This is a genomic window from Streptomyces sp. NPDC091649 (assembly GCF_044756785.1).
Taxonomy (GTDB): Bacteria; Actinomycetota; Actinomycetes; order Streptomycetales; family Streptomycetaceae; genus Streptomyces.
Map to the genome: position 1 here is coordinate 262,639 of NZ_JBIVTR010000005.1, position 21,685 is coordinate 284,323.

General features: G+C 71.3%; 21 protein-coding genes and 2 tRNA genes. 8 read left to right on the plus strand and 15 right to left on the minus strand.

The window, feature by feature from the left end; all coding sequences use genetic code 11:
* Positions 1–115: 115 nt before the first annotated feature.
* Entirely contained in the window at positions 116–2,137 is a 2,022-nt protein-coding gene (pknB, locus tag ACIQMU_RS12765; protein ID WP_402688843.1) for a Stk1 family PASTA domain-containing Ser/Thr kinase, read from the plus strand.
* An 81-nt stretch (positions 2,138–2,218) separates the two neighbouring features.
* Here pknB and ACIQMU_RS12770 read toward each other — a convergent pair whose 3' ends face one another.
* The 6 genes from ACIQMU_RS12770 to ACIQMU_RS12795 all read right to left on the minus strand — a co-directional run bounded on the left by ACIQMU_RS12770 (position 2,219) and on the right by ACIQMU_RS12795 (position 6,792).
* Positions 2,219–2,953: a class E sortase gene (locus ACIQMU_RS12770; RefSeq protein ID WP_352239257.1), complete on the minus strand. Its 735-nt coding sequence runs from the start codon at positions 2,951–2,953 to the stop codon at positions 2,219–2,221.
* Positions 2,954–2,978: 25 nt separating this feature from the next.
* On the minus strand, positions 2,979–4,397 hold the full coding sequence (locus ACIQMU_RS12775) for a class E sortase (RefSeq protein ID WP_352239256.1): 1,419 nt from the start codon (positions 4,395–4,397) through the stop codon (positions 2,979–2,981).
* Positions 4,394–5,032, minus strand: a complete 639-nt coding sequence (locus tag ACIQMU_RS12780; RefSeq protein WP_352239255.1) for an aminodeoxychorismate/anthranilate synthase component II — start codon at positions 5,030–5,032, stop codon at positions 4,394–4,396. The genes ACIQMU_RS12775 and ACIQMU_RS12780 overlap by 4 nt, the downstream gene beginning before the upstream one ends.
* On the minus strand, positions 5,029–5,217 hold the full coding sequence (locus tag ACIQMU_RS12785) for a hypothetical protein (protein WP_352239254.1): 189 nt from the start codon (positions 5,215–5,217) through the stop codon (positions 5,029–5,031). The genes ACIQMU_RS12780 and ACIQMU_RS12785 overlap by 4 nt, the downstream gene beginning before the upstream one ends.
* Before the next feature lie 78 nt (positions 5,218–5,295).
* Positions 5,296–5,994 carry a class E sortase gene (locus tag ACIQMU_RS12790; RefSeq protein ID WP_402688844.1) on the minus strand — a complete coding sequence of 233 codons (699 nt, stop codon included), beginning with the start codon at positions 5,992–5,994 and terminating at the stop codon, positions 5,296–5,298.
* A gap of 30 nt (positions 5,995–6,024) precedes the next feature.
* Complete coding sequence (locus ACIQMU_RS12795) at positions 6,025–6,792, minus strand: DUF881 domain-containing protein (RefSeq protein WP_352239253.1); 768 nt, start codon at positions 6,790–6,792, stop codon at positions 6,025–6,027.
* Between the two features lie 142 nt (positions 6,793–6,934).
* Between ACIQMU_RS12795 and crgA the strand changes: the two genes are divergently transcribed.
* Positions 6,935–7,189 carry a cell division protein CrgA gene (gene crgA, locus ACIQMU_RS12800; protein WP_352239252.1) on the plus strand — a complete coding sequence of 85 codons (255 nt, stop codon included), beginning with the start codon at positions 6,935–6,937 and terminating at the stop codon, positions 7,187–7,189.
* 374 nt (positions 7,190–7,563) lie between these two features.
* Here the strand turns inward: crgA and ACIQMU_RS12805 are convergent, their stop codons facing one another.
* Complete coding sequence (locus ACIQMU_RS12805; RefSeq protein ID WP_352239251.1) at positions 7,564–8,466, minus strand: rhomboid family intramembrane serine protease; 903 nt, start codon at positions 8,464–8,466, stop codon at positions 7,564–7,566.
* A 197-nt stretch (positions 8,467–8,663) separates the two neighbouring features.
* A complete protein-coding gene (locus ACIQMU_RS12810; RefSeq protein ID WP_352239250.1) occupies positions 8,664–9,191 on the minus strand; it encodes a peptidylprolyl isomerase in 528 nt (175 codons plus the stop codon).
* A 282-nt stretch (positions 9,192–9,473) separates the two neighbouring features.
* Here ACIQMU_RS12810 and ACIQMU_RS12815 point away from each other — a divergent pair, with 282 nt between their 5' ends.
* The gene (locus tag ACIQMU_RS12815; RefSeq protein WP_352239249.1) at positions 9,474–10,199 is read left to right on the plus strand and encodes a DUF5324 family protein; all 726 of its coding nucleotides are present in this window, start codon (positions 9,474–9,476) and stop codon (positions 10,197–10,199) included.
* 178 nt (positions 10,200–10,377) lie between these two features.
* Here the strand turns inward: ACIQMU_RS12815 and ACIQMU_RS12820 are convergent, their stop codons facing one another.
* The 3 genes from ACIQMU_RS12820 to ACIQMU_RS12830 all read right to left on the minus strand — a co-directional run bounded on the left by ACIQMU_RS12820 (position 10,378) and on the right by ACIQMU_RS12830 (position 12,931).
* On the minus strand, positions 10,378–10,962 hold the full coding sequence (locus tag ACIQMU_RS12820; RefSeq protein ID WP_352239248.1) for a TerD family protein: 585 nt from the start codon (positions 10,960–10,962) through the stop codon (positions 10,378–10,380).
* Between the two features lie 347 nt (positions 10,963–11,309).
* Positions 11,310–11,816 carry an FBP domain-containing protein gene (locus tag ACIQMU_RS12825; RefSeq protein ID WP_352239247.1) on the minus strand — a complete coding sequence of 169 codons (507 nt, stop codon included), beginning with the start codon at positions 11,814–11,816 and terminating at the stop codon, positions 11,310–11,312.
* A gap of 242 nt (positions 11,817–12,058) precedes the next feature.
* Positions 12,059–12,931, minus strand: a complete 873-nt coding sequence (locus tag ACIQMU_RS12830) for a lipase/acyltransferase domain-containing protein (protein WP_352239246.1) — start codon at positions 12,929–12,931, stop codon at positions 12,059–12,061.
* A 131-nt stretch (positions 12,932–13,062) separates the two neighbouring features.
* Between ACIQMU_RS12830 and ACIQMU_RS12835 the strand changes: the two genes are divergently transcribed.
* Positions 13,063–15,435, plus strand: coding sequence for a sensor histidine kinase (locus tag ACIQMU_RS12835; protein WP_402688845.1), 2,373 nt, complete (start codon positions 13,063–13,065; stop codon positions 15,433–15,435).
* Entirely contained in the window at positions 15,428–16,084 is a 657-nt protein-coding gene (locus ACIQMU_RS12840) for a response regulator (protein WP_402688846.1), read from the plus strand. Before ACIQMU_RS12835 ends, ACIQMU_RS12840 begins: the two co-directional genes overlap by 8 nt.
* Positions 16,085–16,233: 149 nt before the next feature.
* Here the strand turns inward: ACIQMU_RS12840 and ACIQMU_RS12845 are convergent.
* Positions 16,234–16,306 (minus strand) — tRNA-Ala (locus ACIQMU_RS12845).
* A 177-nt stretch (positions 16,307–16,483) separates the two neighbouring features.
* On the opposite strand from ACIQMU_RS12845, the gene ACIQMU_RS12850 reads away from it, so the two are divergent.
* Positions 16,484–17,032, plus strand: coding sequence for a DNA-binding protein (locus ACIQMU_RS12850; protein WP_352239240.1), 549 nt, complete (start codon positions 16,484–16,486; stop codon positions 17,030–17,032).
* A 174-nt stretch (positions 17,033–17,206) separates the two neighbouring features.
* A complete protein-coding gene (locus ACIQMU_RS12855; RefSeq protein WP_402688847.1) occupies positions 17,207–18,526 on the plus strand; it encodes a serine/threonine-protein kinase in 1,320 nt (439 codons plus the stop codon).
* A gap of 114 nt (positions 18,527–18,640) precedes the next feature.
* Here ACIQMU_RS12855 and ACIQMU_RS12860 read toward each other — a convergent pair whose 3' ends face one another.
* Together ACIQMU_RS12860 and ACIQMU_RS12865 are read right to left on the minus strand one after the other, a co-directional pair.
* Positions 18,641–19,990, minus strand: a complete 1,350-nt coding sequence (locus ACIQMU_RS12860) for a hypothetical protein (RefSeq protein ID WP_402688848.1) — start codon at positions 19,988–19,990, stop codon at positions 18,641–18,643.
* A 347-nt stretch (positions 19,991–20,337) separates the two neighbouring features.
* Entirely contained in the window at positions 20,338–20,472 is a 135-nt protein-coding gene (locus tag ACIQMU_RS12865) for a DLW-39 family protein (RefSeq protein ID WP_003958712.1), read from the minus strand.
* A 291-nt stretch (positions 20,473–20,763) separates the two neighbouring features.
* On the opposite strand from ACIQMU_RS12865, the gene ACIQMU_RS12870 reads away from it, so the two are divergent.
* The gene (locus ACIQMU_RS12870; protein ID WP_352239237.1) at positions 20,764–21,132 is read left to right on the plus strand and encodes a DUF6344 domain-containing protein; all 369 of its coding nucleotides are present in this window, start codon (positions 20,764–20,766) and stop codon (positions 21,130–21,132) included.
* A 468-nt stretch (positions 21,133–21,600) separates the two neighbouring features.
* Here the strand turns inward: ACIQMU_RS12870 and ACIQMU_RS12875 are convergent.
* Positions 21,601–21,674: transfer RNA gene (locus ACIQMU_RS12875), tRNA-Ile, on the minus strand.
* Positions 21,675–21,685: the final 11 nt, after the last annotated feature.

Genomic DNA, 21,685 nt, shown 5'->3' on the forward strand with positions numbered 1-21,685 from the left:
CTGCCGGGTGCGGGCTGATCACGTCACCCGTGCCCGGTAGCGTATGCGCGAACAGCGCACCGCCGCGGACCACACACGGGTGCGGTCGGGACTGACGGAGAGGGCTGGAACAGTTATGGAAGAGCCGCGTCGCCTCGGCGGCCGGTACGAGCTGGGCTCGGTGCTCGGCCGTGGTGGCATGGCCGAGGTCTACCTCGCGCACGATACCCGGCTCGGCCGCACCGTAGCGGTGAAGACGCTCCGGGCCGATCTGGCCCGCGACCCGTCGTTCCAGGCCCGGTTCCGCCGTGAGGCCCAGTCGGCCGCATCGCTCAACCACCCGGCGATCGTCGCCGTGTACGACACCGGCGAGGACTACGTCGACGGGGTCTCCATCCCGTACATCGTGATGGAGTACGTCGACGGGTCGACGCTGAGGGAGCTGCTGCACTCCGGTCGCAGACTGCTCCCCGAGCGCACGCTGGAGATGACGGTCGGCATCCTCCAGGCCCTGGAGTACTCGCACCGCGCCCAGATCGTCCACCGCGACATCAAACCGGCGAACGTCATGCTGACGCGCACCGGCCAGGTCAAGGTCATGGACTTCGGCATCGCCCGCGCCATGGGCGACTCCGGGATGACGATGACGCAGACCGCCGCGGTCATCGGCACCGCCCAGTACCTCTCCCCGGAGCAGGCCAAGGGCGAGCAGGTCGACGCCCGATCCGACCTCTACTCCACCGGCTGCCTGCTGTACGAGCTGCTCGCCGTGCGGCCCCCGTTCGTCGGGGACTCGCCGGTCGCGGTGGCCTACCAGCACGTCCGGGAGGAGCCGCAGCCGCCGAGCAACTTCGACCCCGAGATCACGCCCGAGATGGACGCGATCGTGCTGAAGGCGCTCACCAAGGACCCGGACTACCGCTACCAGTCCGCCGACGAGATGCGGGCCGACATCGAGGCGTGCCTCGACGGCAGGCCGGTCGCGGCCACGGCGGCGATGGGCGCCGCGGGGTACGGGGGCTACGACGGCTACGACGGCTACGACGGCTACAACAGCGACCAGCCCACCGCCGCCCTGCACCCGTCCGACCCGAACAACGCGCAGACCTCGATGCTGCCGCCGGTCAACCCGGACGACGGCGGTTACGGCTACGACGACCGCCCGGACCGCCGGCGCCAGCAGAAGAAGAGCAACACCTCGACGATCCTGCTGGTCATCGCGGGAATTTTGGTGCTCGTCGGCGCGGTTCTGATCGGCCGGGTGATCTTCAGCCCGACCAGTGACGACGGCCGGATCAGCGCCCCCAACCTGGTGGGCTCCACGCTGGAGAACGCGGAGAAACTCGCGGCCCGCACCGGCGTCACCGTGAAGGTGGGCGCCGAGGAGCCGTGCGAGGACCAGGAGAAGGGCGAGATCTGCTCGCAGGACCCGACGAGCGAGACGCTGATGGACAAGGACGGCACCGTCACGGTCGTCGTCTCCACCGGAGCGCCGAAGACCGAAGTCCCCAACGTCCTGGAGAAGTCCGAGGACGGCGCCCGTCAGGTCCTGGAGGAGAAGGGCTTCACGGTCAACGTCACCACGGCGGAGTCCGAGGCGGACGAGGGAAGCGTGATCAAGCAGGACCCCAAGGGCGGCGCGAAGGCCGAGGAGGGTGCCGAGATCACCATCACCGTGGCCGTGCAGACGACCGACCCGATGCCCGACGTGCGCACCCGTCAGTACGACGCCGCTGTGGCCCAGCTCAACCAGCTCGGGTTCACCAACGTCTCGCGGGCCGACGTGGACTCGGAGAAGCCTGCCGGAGAGGTGGTCGAACAGACTCCGGCGGGCCCGAGCAAGCAGGCCAAGGACGTGCAGATCGTCCTGAAGGTCTCCAAGGGGCCGGCGCAGCCGGAGCAGGTCCAGATCCCCGGTGACATCGGCGGCAAGTCGTACCAGGACGTGAAGGGCCAGCTCGAAGGGCTCGGCTTCGTGGTCCAGCTCGCCCCGAACTCGGTCGACAAGCCGGACGCCCGGGTGATCACCAGCAGTCCTGCACCGACCACGCAGGCGGAGAAGGGCAGCACCGTCATCCTCGTGACCATCGAGGGCGGTGGAAACGGCGGAAACGGCGGAAACGGCGGGGGCGGCCTCTTCGGAGGCCGGGGCGACTGACCCCCGCGCACCCACCGCGTACGGACGGGCCCCGGTCACCACCCTGGTGACCGGGGCCCGTCCGTGAGCGTGTGCGGCTGCTCAGCGCAGCTCGGCCGGCTTCGTGCGGTCCTTGTCGACCTTCTCCGTACGCTCCAGCTCGCCCCACACGATGTACCGGTACTTCGAGGTGTAGACCGGGGTGCAGGTCGTCAACGTGATGTAGCGGCCCGGCTCATCGACGCCCGACTCCTCCGGGACCGGCCGGATCACGTCGACGTTGAACTTCGAGGTCTCGGGGAGCGACTTGTAGACCTTGTAGACGTACCAGGTGTCCTTGGTCTCGAAGACGACCGGATCACCGTTCTTGAGCTTGTGGATGTTGTGGAACTTCGCGCCGTGCCCGTCACGGTGCGCGGCCAGCGCGAAGTTGCCCTCCTCGTCCCAGGGGAGGGCCGACTCGACCGGGTCCGTGTAGTAGCCGGCGATGCCGTTGTTCAGGGTCTCGGGGTCGGTGCCCTTCTTGACCAGGATCTCGCCGTTCTCCATGGCGGGTACGTGCAGGAACCCGATGCCGTCCTTGGTGTCCAGGGCCCCCGGACCGCCGGCCCACCTGCTGCGCACGGTGTCGCCCTGCCTGTCGGCCTCGCGGTCGGCGAGCACGTTGGTCCACCACAGGGAGTACGCGACGAACAGCGCGAGCACCAGGCCCGCGGTGATCAGCAGTTCGCCGAAGACGCTGACCGCCGTCGCGACGGGGTGGCGGCCGCGCCGACGCGCCGGGGGCGGGGACGCGGACGTGCCGGCCCGCTCGTCGTGCTCGGTCCTCGCTGCCACCGCACCGCCCCTGTCGTGAGGATGTTCAGCCGACGAGCGCGTCGGGCTTTCCCTCGCTGCGCGGCCGTTCGTCGACCATCTTGCCCCAGACGATCATCCGGTAGGTACTCGTGAATTCCGGGGTGCAGGTCGTCAGCGTGAGGTACCGGCCCGGCCCCTCGAACCCGGAACCCGCCGGCACCGGGTCGATCACCGAGATGTTGGACGGGGAGGTCTGCGGGAGGATGCTGGCCATCTCGTACGTGTAGTACGCGTCCCGGGTCTCGACCACGATCGGGTCCCCGGGGCTGAGCTTGTTGATGTAGCGGAACGGCTCGCCGTGGGTGTTGCGGTGCCCGGCCACGGAGAAGTTGCCCTGCTTGTCGGAGGGCATCGCCGTCTTGAGCCTGCCCTCGGCGTAGTGGCCGATCATCCCCCGGTCGAGGACCTTCTCCTTGTCGATGCCCTCGGCGATCGGCGCGACGACGTCCAGCTTGGGGATGTGCATGATCGCGAAGCCCTCGCCGGGCGCGAACGCCCCGGGCTTCCGGTCGCCGCTGGCCCACGCGTCCTGGATGCGGTTCGTCTCCTTGCCGGCGATCTGCTCGGCCCGGACGTTGGTCCACCACAGCTGGTAGGTGACGAAGAGCAGCATCAGGACGCCCAGCGAGATGAACGTCTCGCCGACCACCCGGCTGGCGACGACCGCAGGGCTGTCCTTGGCCGCCCGGGCCGCTCGCCGCGCCTCCACCCGGGACATCGGGGCGCCGGCGGCCGGGGCGGGCTGCTCCCCGGACGGTCCGGGGCGCCGACGTCCGCGCCCCTTGGCCGCACGCCGCCGCTCGGCCCGCCCGCCGGAGGGCGGCGGGGAAGGCTCGGCGGGGTCCGCGGCGGAGGCGGGCTCGGCGGGGACGCGGCCGATGACTTCGGTGCGCGGCTCGGCGGGCCCCCCGGCGACAGCGGCGAAGACCTCGGTGGGCGGCTCGGCGGGGAGGCCGGGGGCCGGGGCCGGCTCCTCCGTCGGAGCTATTCGCGCAGCGGGCTCCTGCGGCCCGTACCAGTCGCGTTGGTAGCCGACCGGGTCGTACCACTCGTTCGGGGCTTCCCGGGGCCGCTGAGGCCCTTGGTGGGGCGCGTGACCCGCGTTGTGCGGCGGCTGCGCCGCCGCCGCGTGCCGGGGCGCGGGCTCCGGCACCCCGAGGCCCGGCCCGGGGACCGCCCCGAGGCCGTCCGTTCCGTCCGGCGGGGTTTCCGCGCGCAACCACGGCGAGGCGTGCCCGCCGGGCAGCGGGTCGTTGAGGGGATCCGCGAGGCCGTCCACCGCGGCCACGAACGCGCCGCCGTCCCCGTACGCGCCCCCCGCCCCGTACGCGCCCCCCGCCCCGTACGCGCCGCCGTCCCCGTACGCCTCCCGCGCGTAGGGGCCGTCCGGTCCGGCTCCGTGCCCCCGGTGGCCTGCGGTCACGCCGCGGCCTTGCCCACCACCGGCGCGAGACCCGCCGACCGCGCGACGGCCCCCTGGTCTCCGCACTGCTCCAGCCAGTTGGCGAGCATCAGGTGGCCGTGTTCGGTGAGCACCGACTCGGGGTGGAACTGCACGCCCTCCACCGCCCGGTCGCGGTGGCGCAGCCCCATGATGATGCCGTCCGCCGTGCGGGCGGTGACCTCCAGCTCCGGGGGCAGCGCGCCGGGTTCGGCGGCGAGCGAGTGGTAGCGGGTCGCGGTGAAGGGCGACGGCAGTCCGGCGAAGACCCCCTGGCCCTCGTGGGTCACGGGGGAGGTCTTGCCGTGCAGCAGTTCGGGGGCCCGGTCGACGACGCCGCCGTAGGCGACGGCCATCGACTGCATCCCCAGGCAGACGCCGAAGACCGGAACGCCGGTGTCCGCGCAGTGGCGCACCATCTCGACGCAGACGCCGGCCTGCTCGGGCGTGCCGGGTCCGGGCGAGAGCAGGACGCCGTCGAAGCCGTCCTGGGCATGGGCGGTGGTCACCTCGTCGTTGCGCAGCACCTCGCACTCGGCGCCGAGCTGGTAGAGGTACTGGACGAGGTTGAAGACGAAGCTGTCGTAGTTGTCCACGACGAGGACGCGTGCGCTCACCGGCCGGCTCCCGCTCCGTGGGCGCTCGCGCCGTCGACGGTCACGTCACCGAACGGGAGCAGCGGCTCGGCCCACGGGAACACGTACTGGAACAGCGCGTAGACGACCGCCAGAACCAGCACGAGCGAGATGACGCTCCGCACCCATGCGTTGCCCGGCAGATGCCGCCAGATCCAGCCGTACATGCTGACCCCTCCATTCGGTACCCGCACCAGACTAGAGTGCCGCGGCCGGGCAGGGGGTCAGCCGGGGGAAAGCGGGGGTCAGCCGGACAGCGCCGGCGGTCTCCCCTCGCTCACCGGCCGGGTCGCGTCCAGGTGCGCCCAGGCGATCAGCCGGTGGCTGCTGCCCCATTCCGGCTCGCACGTGGTGAGCGTCAGATAGCGTCCGGGGCCCTCGAAGCCGGAGGCGCGGGGCACCGGGTCGACGACGGCGGTGTCGGTGGGCACGGTCCGGTACGGCTTCCTCACGACGCGGTACGTGAACCAGGTCGTCCCGTCGTTGACGGCCACCGCGTCCCCGGGGCGCAGTGTCGGGAAGTCCTTGAAGGGGTCGCCGTAGGTCCGCCGGTGGCCGGCCACCGCGAAGTTGCCCGTTTCTCCGGGGCGGGCGGTTCCGCTGTAGTGCCCCAGCCCCTTCCGCAGGGTTTCGGTCGCGGTGTTCTCCAGGACCGGCCACTCCCAGTCGGCGCCGAACCGGGGGACGTGCAGCATCGCGAAGGGTTTCCCCTCGCGGTACGGGGCCGGGGCCGCCGGGGGAGCGGGCCGGGCGGAGGCGGGGGGCGGGGCCGGCGTCTCCGGCCCCCGGGCCCACTGGCCGTGGAGCGTGTCGATCTGGCCCTCGGCCGCGTCGGCGGCCTTCACACCCGTCCAGAACAGGAAATAGACGACGAAGAGGATGATCAGCGCGCCCACGGTGACGCAGAGTTCGCTGAGGATTCTGACGACGACTCGCACCGACACCGGACGGCCTCCCCGGGGCTCAGCTCGGGCTCACTCCACAGGCTGCGCGTAGTGGAGATCCACTGTGCCCGAGTAGCCGGGAAGAGTCACCGACTCGTTCTCGTCGACTTTCCAGCCCAGCCCGTACGCCTTCACGTACAGCAGGTAGTTCTGGATCGCGGTGGAGTCGTTGAGCGCCCGCTTGAGCTTGCCCGGGTCGCCGACGGCGGTGACCTTGTACGGCGGGGAGTAGACGCGGCCCTGGAGGATCAGCGTGTTCCCCACGCAGCGGACCGCGCTGGTGGAGATCAGCCGCTGGTCCATCACCTCGATTCCGCGTGCCCCGCCCTGCCACAGCGCGTTCACCACGGCCTGCAGGTCCTGCTGGTGGATGACCAGGTCGTTGGGCTGGGGGTCGGGGTAGCCGGGGTTGGCGGTCGCGTCGGGGGGCGCGTCGTCGAGGGTCACGCTGATGGAGTCGCCGGTGATCTTCGTGGTGCCGGCCGCCTTCTCCAGGGCCTTGAGCCGGGCGTCCTCGGCCTTGGTGGAACCGTCGTCGCGCTGGGCGAGGGTGTCGATGTCCGCGCGCGCGGCGGCGGCCGCGTCGTTCAGCTCGCCGTTCTTCTCGCTGCGCTCGCGGATCAGGTCGGAGAGCTTGAGCAGGGAGGAGTCGCTGCGCAGGTTGGTGCCCTTGGCGGTGTTGGCGCTGGTGACGAAGATGAGTCCGGCCAGGGCGAAAACCGCAGCGGTGAGCCCCCGGGCCGCCCACACGGAGGTGCGCCGGGCCGGGCCTTCGGGGGAGTCGGCAGAATTGCTCAACGTACCCTTATCTCATCAGGCGCCAGAGAAGCACTACGCTAACGGACGCTCGGGGGAGGCAGCATTCCCCCTGGCACGCCGCCCCCGGCGCCCGCCACCGATCTCTGCGCGGTCACGCAGCGCATCGACAGGAGAGTCCCTCGTGCCGAAGTCACGTATCCGCAAGAAGGCCGATTTCACGCCGCCCGCGGCGAAGCAGTCGACGGCCATTAAGCTGACCAACCGCAGTTGGGTCGCTCCGGTGATGCTGGCCCTGTTCCTCATCGGGCTGGCCTGGATCGTGGTGTTCTACGTGACCGAGGGCAACCTCCCGGTCGACGCCCTGGGCAACTGGAACATCGTGGTCGGCTTCGGCTTCATCGCCGGTGGCTTCGCCGTGTCGACGCAGTGGAAGTGACGGCCTTCCGCCACTGACGTCGCGGCGGCGGCCGACCCACCCCGTAGCCGCTCGGCATGCCTCCGCGCAAGCTGTGCCCTGAGTTACCCACAGAGTTATCCACAGTCGGGGGAAAAGGTCAGACGATCTGTGGATAACTTGCCCTCAAGTTGACGCCGGTGTGACTGCGACCCCCCTCTCCGAGGCGGGTCGCACCCCTTTCCGCATAAGGAAAAACCCAGCTCAGCGACGTGGGGAACACCTGTTCCTCTTGCCATGCACAAGATTCTGCGCACACTGTGGACAACTTCGGTCCGACTGGGGGCGGAGAGCCTCGTCCGGCACGAAAACCCGGCCCCGGGCCGCGCTTGAACCGGCTCCCGGCGGAATCCCGCTCAGGTAAGGGCCATGGTCCGGGCGACGATCATCCCGACGGCCGCCAGCAGGACCAGCGCACAGGTGCCGGCCTGCACCGCCGTACGGTGCTCGCGCGGGGCGTGCACCATGGCGACGGCGATCGCGACGCCGGCGATCAGACCGCCGACGTGCGCCTCCCAGGCGATGCCGTCCCTGGTGAAGGTGAAGACCAGGTTCAGCGCCAGCAGCACCAGAACCGGCCGCATGTCGTAGTTCATGCGGCGCATCAGGACGGCGATGCCGCCGAACAGGCCGTAGACGGCGCCGGAAGCCCCGAGCGAACCCTGGTTCGGCTCGGCGAGGAGATACGTCAGGGCGCTGCCCGCGAGGCCGGACAGCAGGTAGAGCGCGGAATAGCGGAGACGTCCGAGCGCGGCCTCCAGCTGTCCGCCGAGCCACCACAGCCCCAGCATGTTGAACCCGATGTGCAGCACTTCCTGGTGCAGGAACATCGAGGTCACCAGGCGGTACCACTGCCCCTCGGCGACGCCCTCGACGGATCCCGGAGGCGGGCTCGGGTCCCACGCCAGCCCGAGCAGCGTCAGATCGTTCACCAGTGCGGGACGGATGCTGACCAGCAGGAAGACGGCGAGATTGACGCCCAGCAGAATCTTGGTGACCAGGCGCGGATCGGCGGCCACGGTGCCGCCCGCCAGCGTGCGCGGCCGGGCGGCGGCCGGGTGGTGCCCGGTGCCCGAACCCTGCCGTACGCAGTCGGGGCACTGGAACCCGACCGAGGCGCTGACCATGCACTCCGGGCAGATCGGCCGCTCGCAGCGCGTACAGCTGATGCCGGTCTCGCGGTCGGGGTGGCGGTAGCAGGTCGGCGTCGCGGCGCCACTTCCCACGGCGTCACGGTCCCCCGGCGGCTGCTGGTCCATCGGTCCTGGCCTGCCTCTCGGTCCTCGTCGCTCGGGCGGCGCGGGCGGGGCCGCCCCGCTGGTCCGCTCCTATCAGTACGGACGGGCAGGACGGTTGGTTCCCGCGAGGGCGCCCGGCCGGGGCCCGGCGAAGCTCTCGGCACGGCTCTCCGGGAACCCCTCGGCCAGGCTCCTCGGCAGCGTGCCCGCACCGGGCCTCAGCGGGTCTCGACGACCACGGACTCGATCACCACGTCCTGGAGCGGACGGCCGGTGCGCGGGTTGGTCGGGGTGGCCGCGATGGCGTCGACGACCTTGCGGCCCGCCTCGTCGGCCACCTCGCCGAAGATGGTGTGCTTGCCGGTCAGCCAGGCGGTCGGGGACACGGTCAGGAAGAACTGCGAGCCGTTCGTCCCCGGGCCGGCGTTCGCCATGGCCAGCAGATACGGCTGGGTGAAACCCAGCTCCGGGTGGAACTCGTCGGCGAACTGGTAGCCGGGGCCGCCGGTGCCGTTGCCCAGCGGATCGCCGCCCTGGATCATGAAGCCGCTGAGGACCCGGTGGAAGACGGTGCCGTCGTACAGCCGGTCCGTGGTCTTCTCGCCGGTCTCCGGGTTGACCCACTCGCGCTGCCCGGTGGCCAGCTCCACGAAGTTCCTGACCGTCTTGGGGGCATGGTTCGGCAGGAGTCGGATCTCGATGTCGCCCCGATTGGTCTTCAAGGTGGCGTAAAGCTGCTCGGCCACGGTCTGCCCTTCTTCATCCTTCGCCTGCCGTCAAATCCTTCGCTGACGTCCGCCGATCCTCCCACGGACCGGGAAATGTACGGCCGGATGCCGGGCGAAACGGCGCGTTCACCACCGAACCGTGGCATTGTCGTCGGCACACTTCACATGAACCGTTTTGACCGCGACGGGCGATCATGCCCCGGATGCCCGTCCCGCAATGCCGGGCATGGCCGCAACAGGCATGATTTCGAACTGGGCGGACAGGCGGAGTACCTACCCGCCACCAAGGAGGAGGATCTCGTGACCCGCATCGACAGCGTGCGCGCCGCCACCGACTCGGCGAAGGACAGCGCGCAGCACGCCGCGGACGTGGTGGCGCCCTACGCCGACACGGCCAAGGAGCAGGCGGCGCACTACGCGCACGAGGCGCGCGCACGGCTCGCGCCCAAGGTGACGAAGGCGGCCCGGCAGGCCCGTGTCCAGTACGCGTCCCATCTCGCACCACGCCTCGAACAGGCCCGTACGCACGTGCCGCCCAGGGTCGACGAGGCCGCGCACCGCGCCGCGGTCTCCACCCGGAAGGCCGCACGGAACGCCGCCGACTACACCGCGCCCCACGTCGAGCACGCCCGGGCGGTGGCCCTGCCGGTCGCCGAGCAGGCTTCGGCCCGCAGCGCGGCGGCCCTGGCGGCGCTGCGCAGCCAGGTGACGGCCAAGGAGATCCAGAAGCTGGCCAGGAAGCACCAGCGGCGGGCCAAGGCGGGCCGGGCGGCCAAGGGATTCCTGGTACTGGGTGTCCTGGCGGGCGGCGCCTATGCCGCCTGGCGCTGGTGGGACAAGCAGGCCAACCCGGACTGGCTGGTCGAGCCGCCCGTCGCCACCGAGGTGGGCGACGAGCGTTCGCCGCTCGGCTCGGTCGACGGCAGTGACCGGGCCGACCTCGATCCGGAGGTCGAGGCCAAGCAGGCCGAGGCCGAGGCCGAGGCGGGCGAGGGGGGCGCCCCCGGCCGCGAGGACCGGCCCTGACCCGGTCCGGCACAGGGCTCCCGTACGCACGGCCCGACAGACCCGTCCGTACCCCCTGACGACAGGGACGCGGCTGCGGCACCCGCCTGAGCGGTGCCGCAGCCGCGTCCGTGTGCTCTGTCGTCCCGCTCAGCCGTGCCGGCGGCTCCGGAGTCCCGGCCCCGGCTGCCGTCAGCGACTACCGGCTGACGGCGAAGCGCATCAGGGCCTGCTCGTCGCCCTGCTTGATCTTCCCGGTCTCGTTGATCACCTGGAGCTTCCAGCCCGCGCCCTCACGCACCGCCTTGGCCACGGCGACGCCGTTGTCCTGGGTGAGCATGCTCGGCCAGATGTCGGCGACCTGCTGCGTGCTGCCGCCCGTCGCGTCGTACACCTTGAAGCTGATGTTGCGCGCGTTGCTGAACGCGCTGCGCTTCTTGTACGCGGCGGCGATGAAGACGATCGACGTGATGTTCGAAGGAATCTTGGCGAACTCGACGGTCACCGTCTCGTCGTCACCGTCCCCGTGACCGGTCTGGTTGTCCCCGCTGTGCACCAGCGAGCCGTTGCCCAGCGGGTCCAGGGAGTCCAGGCCGGCCAGCCGCACCGGGTCCCCGCCCTGCAACGCGATGGCGATCAGGTCGAGGTCCGTGCCGGCCTTCTGCCTGATCTTCCCCATCAGGCCGCCGCTGCTCCCGACGGTCGGGTCCCAGGAGGCCCCGATGGACAGATGCGTCACCCCACCCAGGTCCGCCGGGCCGTCTTCCTTCGTCAACGTGATCATGCCTGAGTCCTTCTGTGGCTCGACTGTTTACGTATGAAGTGTGCCTGGTGTGCCCGGAACTCGGTCCCGGAGGAAGCGAGACAGTTCCGGATCGTACGAGATCGGGCCCGGCTCGGCACTCAGAGGTCCGCAGGGGCCGGGGGCGCAGGGACGGTGGAGGCGTGCGGCGAGGAGGTCCGGTGGACCGGCCCGTACGCGGCGCTCGGCGGGCGCCCCACCGGGGAGAGGCCGGCGTTCGGCGCCTCGGCGGGTCCGGTGTTCCGGGCGTGTCCGGTGCCGCGGCCGTGCCGGCGCCTCGCGTGTCCGACGCGTCGAGCGTGTCCGGTGCGCCGGCCGTGTCCGGTGCGTCAGGCGGCCCCGACCACCTTGTCCGCGAATTTGTTCAGATTGTCCATCGCCCGCGCGATGCGCTCGTCAAGAGTGAGCGATTCCTCGTACCGGCCGAACCGCAGTTTGGGCTGCCGCTTCCCCCGCAGGTACAGGGAGCAGGCGAGGTCCGCACACGCATAGACGCCCACGGTATTGCCCTGCCGCCCGGCCGGGCCGGCCAGCGGGGCGACGAACAGATTCACGCCGGTCGACGCATGACCGGTGAAGCATATCTGGCACATGCTGGACTTCACCGCACTCTTCCGGGCGGCACTGGACACACGCAGGGTGATACCGCGCGGTCCGTCGGGGCCCGGCATGACGATATGCGACCGCAGCAGCGCGCCGGGGTCGACCCAGCCGAGGAAGTCCAGGTCTTCCCAGGGCAGTTCGCCGAAATCAAGCGGGAGCCGCAGCCGGGACGCCTCCCCCTTGGTGCAGTTCACAAAGGAATGACGGACGACCTTTTCGTTCAGTGGATCCATGGTGAGTAAATCTATCGGACAGCTCCCGAGAGGACATCCGAATAACACCGGCCCGCCGAACGCGCGCCCGCCCCTGCCGGTGCGGGCGGAAACGTCGGTGGCCAGACGCCGTCAGCGCACCCGGCGCCGGCGCGGCCGCCGTCCCGCCCGCCCCGGCCCACCGCATCGGCCACCTCGCGAGGAAGGTGCGGTCGCCCCCGGGGGGACGACCGCGCCTTCTGTCACTCGGCGTCCCGGCGGGATCAGGTCGTGGAGTGCCAGTAGACCGCCAGGCGCGCCTGCCCCACAGGGGAGATGCGCTTGTGCCACTTGGTCCACTTGGTCGAGTACTTGATTCTGCCGTTGTGCTTTCCGGAGGCGGTCGTCATGAGTTCGCCGTGGTTGATTCCGTCGTTGTACTGGACCTCGTGGTCCGCCGTGCCGGCGATGCCCGAGGACTCGGAGACGGTTCCGTCGTCATACGAGGAGATGGTGGTCCAGTCGGTGCTCATGTTGCCGTTCCTGGTGGTGCTCGGCATCTTGCTCGGGAGGCCCTTGAGGAAGCTGCTGCCCGGCCTCATGTCCTTGCACTGCCGGGATTTTCCACACAGTGCCGCCCTGCTCTTCGTGATTCCGGCATGCGGGGTGCCGAGCGTGACGACGTCCTCGATGTAGAGCTTCTTCGGGAAGCCCGCGGCACGCTTGTGCGTGTAGTGCAGAGCGGCGCGAACGACGAGACCACCCATGGAGTGGGCGACGACGTCGACCTTCTTGTTCTTCTCCGTGTAGTGCTTCGAGACGTAGTTCGCGAATTTCTTCGCCACGTCCTTGATGGACGTGTCACGGCTTCCGCCGGCATTGTACGAACACTTCGTGTTCTTCGTGTAGTACCCGAAGGTGAGCAGATTGCCCTTCCACTTGTTGGCGGCGAAATGCCTGCGGGCGTCGTCGAAGTACTTGACGCAGTTGTGCTTGGTGATCGGGGAGTAGCCGTGAACGAAGATGACCCGGTTACCGCTCCCGTTCGACCTGCCCGGCTTGCCCGCCGCAGAGGCCGGTGCGACCGTGAGAAAAGTGAGCGCAGCCGCGAGCGCTGCGGCAAGAAGCAGCGTGAACCGCCTCTGAGTTCTCTGCATGGAATTCCCCGTTTCCCCGTGGTTGCCTGTGGTTCTCGACGGGCACATTAGCGCCGCCCGGTCACGGGGTGTGCCGGTCGTTCGCCCCACATCCCGACCTGCTCGTTCGCCCGTCAACTAACCTCGGCCCCATGCGGCTTGGGGGGCACGAGGGGAACAGCGAGCGGCTGGTGAACCACACCGTCGAGCGGTACGGGATGTGGCTCAGGTCCACCGTGGTCTGTCTGTGCGGGGTGCTCGGCCTCCTCCAGGCCGACGCGGCGGACGTTCCCCCGGCGCTGTCACTGCTGTTGCCCGCTGTCCTCGTCTGCGGCGTGCGCCTTCGCTCGCTCACCCGCCCGCTCCCGTCCGCCCTGGTCTGGGCGCTGGACTCGGCGGTGCTGATGCTGATGGGACTGTCTCAGCCGGTCCTCGGCGGCGAGGGCGCGAACGCCATGGTGGAGGTGACCGTCGGCATCAGCGTCATCGCCTTCCAGTTCGAATGGGCGACGCGCCCCGCGGCCGGGGCCGCCCTCGCCGTGCTGGGAGCCGCCGTCTGCGCACTGGGGGACGTCCTCTCCTCGCCCACGCACGACCCCGACCTGGCGCCCCTGGTGCGCATGCTGATCCAGGTGGGCCTGGCGAGGGCGGCCTACCTCATCGTTCGGGCGCGGGCCAGGGCGGCTGACCGGTCGGCCGCGGTGAGGGCGGCCCTGCGCCGCGAGGCCGAGGTCGCCGCGGCGCGGCGGGCGACCGAACGCGAGTACCTGGCGACTCTGCACGACACGGCTAGCGCCACCCTCCTGATGGTCTCCCAGGGCGACAGCCTGGATTGGTCGTGGCTGCCTCCACGTGCCCGGCAGGATCTGGAGGCGCTGTCCGCCATGCCCGGATTCGAGACGGGGAGCGTCGACCTCGCGGCACTCCTCGGTTGTGTGCCCGAGGGCGAGGGAAGGGCCAGGGTGCGGCTCACGACGCGGATAGAAGGCCCGCTGACGATTCCGTCCGGCCCCGGGCTCGCGATATTCAACGGCGTCCGGGAGGCCGTCACCAACGTGGCACGCCATGCGGGAGTGCGGGAGGCGGAACTCCGGGCGTGGCGGGAAGGGGAGGGCGCGGTCGTCGAACTGTCGGACGCGGGGCGGGGCTTCGATCCGGACGCCGTCCCGGCACGGCGCCGGGGCATCTCCGGTTCCATCATCGGCAGGATGCGCGCGGTCGGAGGCGTCGCTTCCATCACCTCGCGTCCGGGCACCGGGACCCGCGTGCGGTGGCACTGGCACGACCGGGGCCCGGCGCCGCGGGGCCGCGACGGAAGGCAGGCCGCACACGCCCCGCGCCCGCCCCGCGACCAGGCACAGCACACGGCGGCCGTCCGCTTCATCCGCGGGCAGCTCCTCTACGGGGCCCAGCTGGTCGCGCTGCTGATCTGCCTCGTGTGGCAGTTCACCATCTCGCTGCGCCGGCTCGTGGCCCACCAGGACGTGTACCACCCCGCGTGGGCCCAGACAGCCGCCTTCGTCTGCCTCGCCGCCGTCGCGGGGGCCGGGGGCTCCTATCTGCTGCGCGGCAGGCAGATACCGCCGGGCGTGCGCGGGTGGTGCCTGGGCGCGGTCCTGGCCGTCTCGGCGGTGAGCGCGTTCACGCTTCCGCCGGGGCAGTCGACGGGTGCGGCGGACTGGGCGTTCGGGGTGGTCGGCTGGCATGCGCTGTTCCTGCTGGCCGACCTGCGGGTCAGGGTGTACGCGGTGTTCCTCGCGGCCCATGCGGGGGTGACCGCGACCGCCGTGGTCCTGTCCGGGGTGCCGACCGCGGCCGAGGCGGCCGTCCTGGGGATCTCCACGATCGGCAGTTGCGGCCTCCAGCTCTCCGTCGGCGTCCTGATGACGCACCTGCTCCACGGCACGGCGCCGGCGGCGGGATCGGCGGCCGCCCGGGAGGAGGAACTGCGTACCCGGGAACGCATCCACGAGCACCTGCAGAGTGATCACAAGGAGCGCTACCGCGCGCTGACGGCGACGACCGTGCCGCTGCTCGTGGGCCTCGGCCACGGGGTGCTGAGTCCGCACGACGAGGAGGTCAGGCTCCGGTGCGGTGTGGAGGGCGCCCGTATGCGCCGCCTCTTCGCCGAGGGCGACGCCGTCTCCGACCCGCTGCTGAACGAGTTGCGGGCCTGTGTCGAGATGGCCGAGCACCACGGGGTGACGGTGAGCCTCGCCGTACGCGGCCGGCCCGGTGCGGTGCCGGTGGAGGTGCGCAGGGAGCTGATCGACCCGGTGGCGGTGACCCTGGGCCGCACCCGCTCGGCCGCGCGGGTCACCGTCGTGTGGACCCCCGGCACCGTCCGCGTGAGCGTGGTGGGCGTGGACTGCGCCGACGGCGGAACCGCGGGAGCGGCTGCCCCGTCGTACAACCGAGCGACGCACCCGGATGTGTCCGTGGTGAGAACTGCGCGCGGTGCAAGTGTCTGGGCAGAAGCGAGCTGGGTCAGACCGGCGTCATCAGGAGTGACCGGCCATGAATAACGACGCACCGGTCAGTGTGGTCGTCATCGACGATCATCCCGCCATCCTCTCGGGCGTGGAGATGTGGTACCGCGCCTCACCGCGGCTCATCACCGTGGTCGCCGCGGGCGCCTCCGTACGGGAAGCCTGGAACGCGCCGGGCGATACGGCCGACGTAGTCGTCCTGGACCTGCAACTGGGCGACGCGGGCCCCGCCTTCAGCAGCCTCCGGAGCCTCGTCGACGCCGGCCGTCAGGTGGTCGTCTACTCGATGCGGGACGACGAGAAGACCGCGCTCACCTGCCTGGACCTGGGAGCCGCGACCTTCCTGACCAAGAGCGAGGGCCAGGAGCACCTGGTCGAGGCGACGCTGGCGGCAGCCGATGAGCGGCCCTACATGCCTCCCGCGCTGGCCGGCGCGCTGGGCACCAACGCCCGCGCCGACCGCCCGCAGCTCTCCGCGCGGGAGGAGAACGTGCTCATCGAGTGGTTCCAGTCGGAGTCGAAGGAACTGGTCGCGCAGCGTCTCGGCATCTCCGTGCGGACGGTCAACTCGTATCTGGACCGGGTGCGGATCAAGTACGCGAACGTCGGCCGCCCCGCGCGGACCAAGGCGAGCCTGGTGGCCCGGGCCGTCCAGGACGGGCTCGTCGACGTCGCCGACCTCTGAGGGCCGGCCCGAACACGCCTGCCGCACCCGGCGGACGGCGCCCCGGCTGCGGCGCCCCCGCGCGCGGTTCGGACACCGGCCGTGCGCAGACGGCGACAAAAACGCCCTCCTGACCTGCGTTTCCGCAGGTCAGGAGGGCGCGCCTTCTGTGGAGCCTAGGAGATTCGAACTCCTGACATCTGCCTTGCAAAGGCAGCGCTCTACCAACTGAGCTAAGGCCCCGGGTACAGCCGACGAGGGCAGCTCCCAGCACTTCCGCGCCAGGGCCACCGTCGCAGACCAGAGTACCGGGTGACCCCCGTAATCCTGCAAAAGGATAGGGACTCCCGGTGGACGACCACGCTCCGTAAGATGCTCGCAAGGTTCGCAGCAGCGAAGCCGCAGCGATGGGGAGACGCCATGGACGCAGCGCAACAAGAGGCGACGGCAAGAGCCAGAGAACTTCAACGCAGTTGGTACGGAGAGCCGTTGGGGGCGCTCTTCCGCCGGCTGATCGATGATCTCGGCCTGAACCAGGCCCGGCTGGCCGCTGTCCTCGGGCTCTCCGCCCCGATGCTCTCCCAGCTGATGAGCGGCCAGCGGGCCAAGATCGGGAACCCCGCCGTGGTCCAGCGCGTCCAGGCCCTTCAGGAGCTGGCGAGCCAGGTGGCCGACGGCAGCGTCAGCGCGGGCGAGGCCACCGAGCGCATGGAGGAGATCAAGAAGTCGCAGGGCGGTTCGGTCCTGACCGCCACCGGCCAGACCTCCTCGACCGGCGGCGCCCCCACCGTCCGCCGTGTGGTCCGCGAGATCCAGTCGCTGCTGCGGTCGGTCGCGGCGGCCGGCGACATCATCGACGCCGCGGACGCCCTCGCCCCGACCCACCCGGAGCTGGCAGAGTTCCTCAAGGTGTACGGGGCGGGACGCACCGCGGACGCGGTCGCGCACTACGAGGGGCACCAGGGCTAGGGCCTCCCGCCCGGACCGGACGGGGGAGCCGGGGCTCGGGGGACACGACGGAACGGCACCGGAGCCGGGGCAGGCGCACACCGCGCAGCGCCCTGGCGCCGACAGGGAACGGGGCCGGACACGGGCCGCGGCAGCGGCCGCGGCACCACGGGAACGGGGAGCGGGCGCAGCGCGATGGGTGAGGTATTCGCTGGTCGGTACGAACTGATCGATCCGATCGGGCGGGGTGGCGTCGGCGCCGTCTGGCGCGCCTGGGACCACCGGCGCCGCAGGTACGTCGCGGCCAAGGTGCTCCAGCAGAGCGACGCGCACACGCTGCTGCGCTTCGTCCGCGAGCAGGCCCTGCGCATCGAGCACCCGCATGTGCTGGCCCCGGCCAGCTGGGCGGCCGACGACGACAAGGTGCTGTTCACCATGGACCTGGTGAGCGGCGGCTCGCTCGCCCATGTCATAGGCGACTACGGCCCGTTGCCCCCGCGCTTCGTCTGCCTGCTGCTGGACCAGCTGCTCTCCGGCCTGTCCACGGTGCACGCCGAGGGCGTGGTGCACCGCGACATCAAGCCCGCCAACATCCTGATGGAGGCGACCGGGTCGGGCCGCCCGCATCTGCGCCTCTCCGATTTCGGCATTTCGATGCGCAAGGGCGAACCGCGGCTGACCGAGACCGACTACGTGGTCGGCACGCCCGGTTACTTCGCCCCGGAGCAGATGATGGGAGCCGAGCCCGACTTCCCCGCCGACCTCTTCGCGGTCGGCCTGGTCGCGCTCTACCTCCTCCAGGGCCGGAAGCCGGACTCCCAGGCCCTGGTCGAGCACTTCGCCGCACACGGCACTCCGGGCGCCCCCGACGGCATTCCTGAGCCGCTGTGGCAGGTTCTCGCCGGCCTCCTCCAGCCCGACCCGCAGGCCCGCTTCCGGACCGCGACGGGCGCGCGCAAGGCCCTGACCGCGGCCGTCGAAATGCTGCCCGAACCCGGCCCGGAGGACGAGCCGGTGGAGGTGTTCGACCAGATCGGGCCGCTGCCGGCGGGGTTCGGCCCCGACGGGCCCGTAGCCACTCCCCGGGAACCCGCCCCCGGTGCGGGAGCGGCGCGGCGGGACGTCCGGCAGCCGTCGGGCGGGCAGCCCTCCGCACCGCCCCCCGTCTCGATGTCGGAGACGGGCAGCTTCCACCTCGCGCCCCCGGCCGGAGCACCGGAGCACCGGCGACCGCCGTCCCCGCAGCCGGTGTTCCAGCAGCCTCCGGCCGCACCGGACGCGTCGCCCCCGCCCGCCGCAGTCGGCGCGCCCGCTCTCTCCCGGGCGCCGGCCTCCGGCGCCCCGGCCGGCCACGCCGCCACCCGCCCCTATACCGCGCAGCACCCGCCGACGCCGGCTCCGCACGCTCCCGTAGGGCGAACGCGCCCGGGACCGCCCCCGAAGGTGGCGGTCCCGGTACTGGTGGTGGCGTTGCTCTGCTTCGCGGTCGGCATCTGGGCCCTGACCCAGATCTGACGGCCCCCGATCCGACGGCCGGATCCGAGCACCCGACGACCCGGATCCGACGACCCCCGGCCCGAGGGGCCGGGGGGCGACAGCCGCCGACGCGGTCCGGGCGTGCCGGGCCGACTACCGGCCCTGCGGCGGCTGGTGGCCCGGCCGGTGCACTCCGTCGGCCGGATATCCGGCGGCAGGGGTGCCGGCCGCCGCGCGTCGGCGGGCCAGCAGCGTCCAGACGCCCAGCCCGAGCAGCAGCACCGACCCCGTGCCGATCCCGGCCGCGGCGACCACGGTCATCGGGCCGCTCCGCGCGGCCTCACGGGCGTTCTTCCCCTTACGGGCCACTTCCCGGTCCTGGTCGGTGACGCCGAAGGCCCCGGCGTCACCCTCGTACGGGGAGGACTCGGCCCTGTTCTTCACCTGGACCGACAGTTCGAAGGGGATCGGCTCGGAGCCGTAGGACTCCTTCAACTTCGGGCTGAGGGACACCGACAGGTAGTACCAGCCCGCGAAGCGCATGGCGTTGACCTGGGCCGAGGGGGCGAACCGGTTGCGGTAGGCCACCGGCGGCAGCGGCTTCAGGGACGCGGACGCGGGCCTTCCGGAGTACGAGAGCGTCGCGTCGGAGACGTGGCCGAGGGCCGGGTTGCCCAGCGTCAGGGTCAGCGCGTTGCCCACGAACTCCGCGGTGGCGCCGGTGCTGTTGGAGAGTCCGGCGGTGGCGTGGATCTGCTGGCCCCAGTCCACCGGAACCCGGTAGAAGCGCGTCTGCCCCGGCGCGACGGTGTCCTGCCAGCGGCCGTTCTCCAGGCTGGTGGCCTCGGAGTACCCGGCCCCGCCGGACCGCTTCCGCTGCTTCCCGGTCAGCGGCCGGGCCGAGGCCGAGGGCCAGCTTTCGGGCCCGTCGGTCGGCATGGCCGACCCGCTCTTCAGCCGCGGCTCCTGAAGGAAGCGCAACTCCAGGTCCCAGGCGTCCGAGTTGGAGGTCTCCTCGCTCTCGCGCTCGACCAGGACGTCGTACTGACCGCTCTCCTGGCAGGTGCCGGCACCTTCCTCGACGGTGCGGTAGGCGTACGCGGCGATGGGGCGGGCGTACCCGCCCGAGCCGAAGGCGGCCCGGTCCGAGCCGCACCGGGTGTCGTCGGTTTCGCGGAGGCTGACGGTGATGCCGTCGCCGTAGGCGACTTCGCCGCTGTCGCCGGGCACCGCGACCGCCGATACGTAGGCGGTGGACACGTCGTCCAGCGTGACCCGGTAGTAGAGCTTCTCCCCCGGCCTGATCGTGCTGCGGTACGGGACGCCCTCGTCGAGTACGGACGCCTCGACGTTCGCCACCGCCCCCTGCACGTTCTTCGCGTCGGGGTCGAACGCGTACACCCCGGGGCCGGCCGCGTGCGCCTGCCCCGGCAGGACCGCCGCCGCGCACATCGCGGCGAGCACCGCGGCCGCCACCCGGCTCCTGTTGCGCTGCCTCTTCACGCGCTTCCCCTCGTCGTCCTCACGCGCCGGCGTCCGTCGACCGCCCGGCCGCGGATCCGGTCCATCCTGCCCCGCCCGCGCCTCCGCTGTCTCCGGCGGGAGACGGATTGCCCTTCTTGTCCGCGTTCCCGCCGCCGCGAGGGCCCCATCAGGAGTTCACTGGAGCAATTCGATCAGTCACTCAACCGAACCGATGAGGTGCGCGCCGCATCCCGGAACCGCGAAGGGCGAAAGCGTCGCGAAGGGGGGGTACGCACCACAAAGGGCCCGCGCGAGGGTGCGCGGGCCCCGGACAGCACGAAGCCCCGGCCGCTCAGCGACCGGGGCCCGTAACAGACTGTGCCGTCTCACACACCCGAACCTGCGGGCACGGAGTCGGTCGCCTCCGTCCACAGATCCTGCTCGGCGCGATCCGCCTGGATCTGGCGGTACACGAGGAGCCCGCCGATGGCGGCCAGTGCGACCAGGAGAAGCTTCTTCACCGCGCGACCTCGTCTTTCCTTGGCGTAAGGGCCTTCTGTCGCCGACTATACACACCGGCCGATACCGATCGGTGACCTGCCCGGAGCCCCGAAGCGGCCTCTTCTCGGGCTCCCGAGCGGCCTTCCGGCGCCCCCTTTCGACGGCCCGTGAGGGCTTGTCCACCGCAGTTGCACCATACGAGTGGTGTTCATCCGAAGATCGGCGCAGCGAGGGCGTCGCTCCTCGAAATCACGGCCCGGATCCACATGATCGGAGAAGTCAGCAACCGGACCGTCCGAAAGCGAGGGGCCATGAGCACCTTCCAGCCCAAGAACATCTGGACCGCCTTCATCACCGCCTTCTTCGCCCTCCTGGCGTCGCTGGGCCTCGCCACCGCCACGGCCCCCGCCGCGAACGCCGCCACGATGCCGAGCGCCACGGCCCAGGAGCACACGGGCGCCACCGCGGCAACCCCGATCGCTCCCTCGGTCCGGTGGACCCTTCCGCGTGACCGGGCCCTTCCACCCACGATGAAGCAGCGCATCCGCGCCGAGGCCCACGGGTCCTCCCCGGTCACCCGCCAGCTGTCGCTCGACCCCGAGGAGACCGCCCGCGTCTCCGGCCCGGCCGGCTCCCGCTCCACGGCCCCGGAAGGCGACTCCCCGGTGCCACCTCCCTGATTCCGGTGCCACCGCACTCCGGGGCCTCTGGTCGGTTCACACCGGCCGGGGGCCTTTTCCGTGCCCGCACCGCGACCCGCCCCGCGCCACCGGGGCCCCGCCTCGGACCCGGGGCGTCTCTCCCGTACGCCCAAAGGGCCAGCTCCTACGCGCCGGGCCCTGCTCGTACGCCATGGGCGCCCCCTCCGCACGCACGGGCCTTCCTCTGTACGCACGTCGTTTTCCCCGCACGCACGGGCCTTCCTCTGTGCGCACGTGGCCCTCCTCAGCACGCCGCCCGGGCCTCCCGCGCGGACGGGCCGGTGCGGGCGCCACGGGCCGGGCCGCGGCCGGCGGGCTGCCTCCGGCCGTCGGCCGGTACCGGTTCGCCGGCGCCCGACCGAGCGCGGCCCGGACCGGCGCGTTCCCACTCCCCGTCCCGCCAACGCGAAGACCCCCAGCCACTGGTGACTGGGGGTCTTCGTGCTGTGGGGCTAACAGGATTTGAACCTGTGGCCTCATCCTTATCAGGGATGCGCTCTAACCAACTGAGCTATAGCCCCGCCGCGCTCTC

Coding starts and splice junctions, on each gene's coding strand:
- pknB (WP_402688843.1), top strand. CDS start 116: ATGGAAGAGCCGCGTCGCCTCGGCGGCCGGTACGAGCTGGGCTCGGTG.
- ACIQMU_RS12785 (WP_352239254.1), bottom strand. CDS start 5,217: ATGTACGGCTGGATCTGGCGGCATCTGCCGGGCAACGCATGGGTGCGG.
- ACIQMU_RS12805 (WP_352239251.1), bottom strand. CDS start 8,466: ATGGACCAGCAGCCGCCGGGGGACCGTGACGCCGTGGGAAGTGGCGCC.
- ACIQMU_RS12820 (WP_352239248.1), bottom strand. CDS start 10,962: ATGATCACGTTGACGAAGGAAGACGGCCCGGCGGACCTGGGTGGGGTG.
- ACIQMU_RS12825 (WP_352239247.1), bottom strand. CDS start 11,816: ATGGATCCACTGAACGAAAAGGTCGTCCGTCATTCCTTTGTGAACTGC.
- ACIQMU_RS12830 (WP_352239246.1), bottom strand. CDS start 12,931: ATGCAGAGAACTCAGAGGCGGTTCACGCTGCTTCTTGCCGCAGCGCTC.
- ACIQMU_RS12835 (WP_402688845.1), top strand. CDS start 13,063: ATGCGGCTTGGGGGGCACGAGGGGAACAGCGAGCGGCTGGTGAACCAC.
- ACIQMU_RS12840 (WP_402688846.1), top strand. CDS start 15,428: ATGAATAACGACGCACCGGTCAGTGTGGTCGTCATCGACGATCATCCC.
- ACIQMU_RS12850 (WP_352239240.1), top strand. CDS start 16,484: ATGGACGCAGCGCAACAAGAGGCGACGGCAAGAGCCAGAGAACTTCAA.
- ACIQMU_RS12855 (WP_402688847.1), top strand. CDS start 17,207: ATGGGTGAGGTATTCGCTGGTCGGTACGAACTGATCGATCCGATCGGG.
- ACIQMU_RS12870 (WP_352239237.1), top strand. CDS start 20,764: ATGAGCACCTTCCAGCCCAAGAACATCTGGACCGCCTTCATCACCGCC.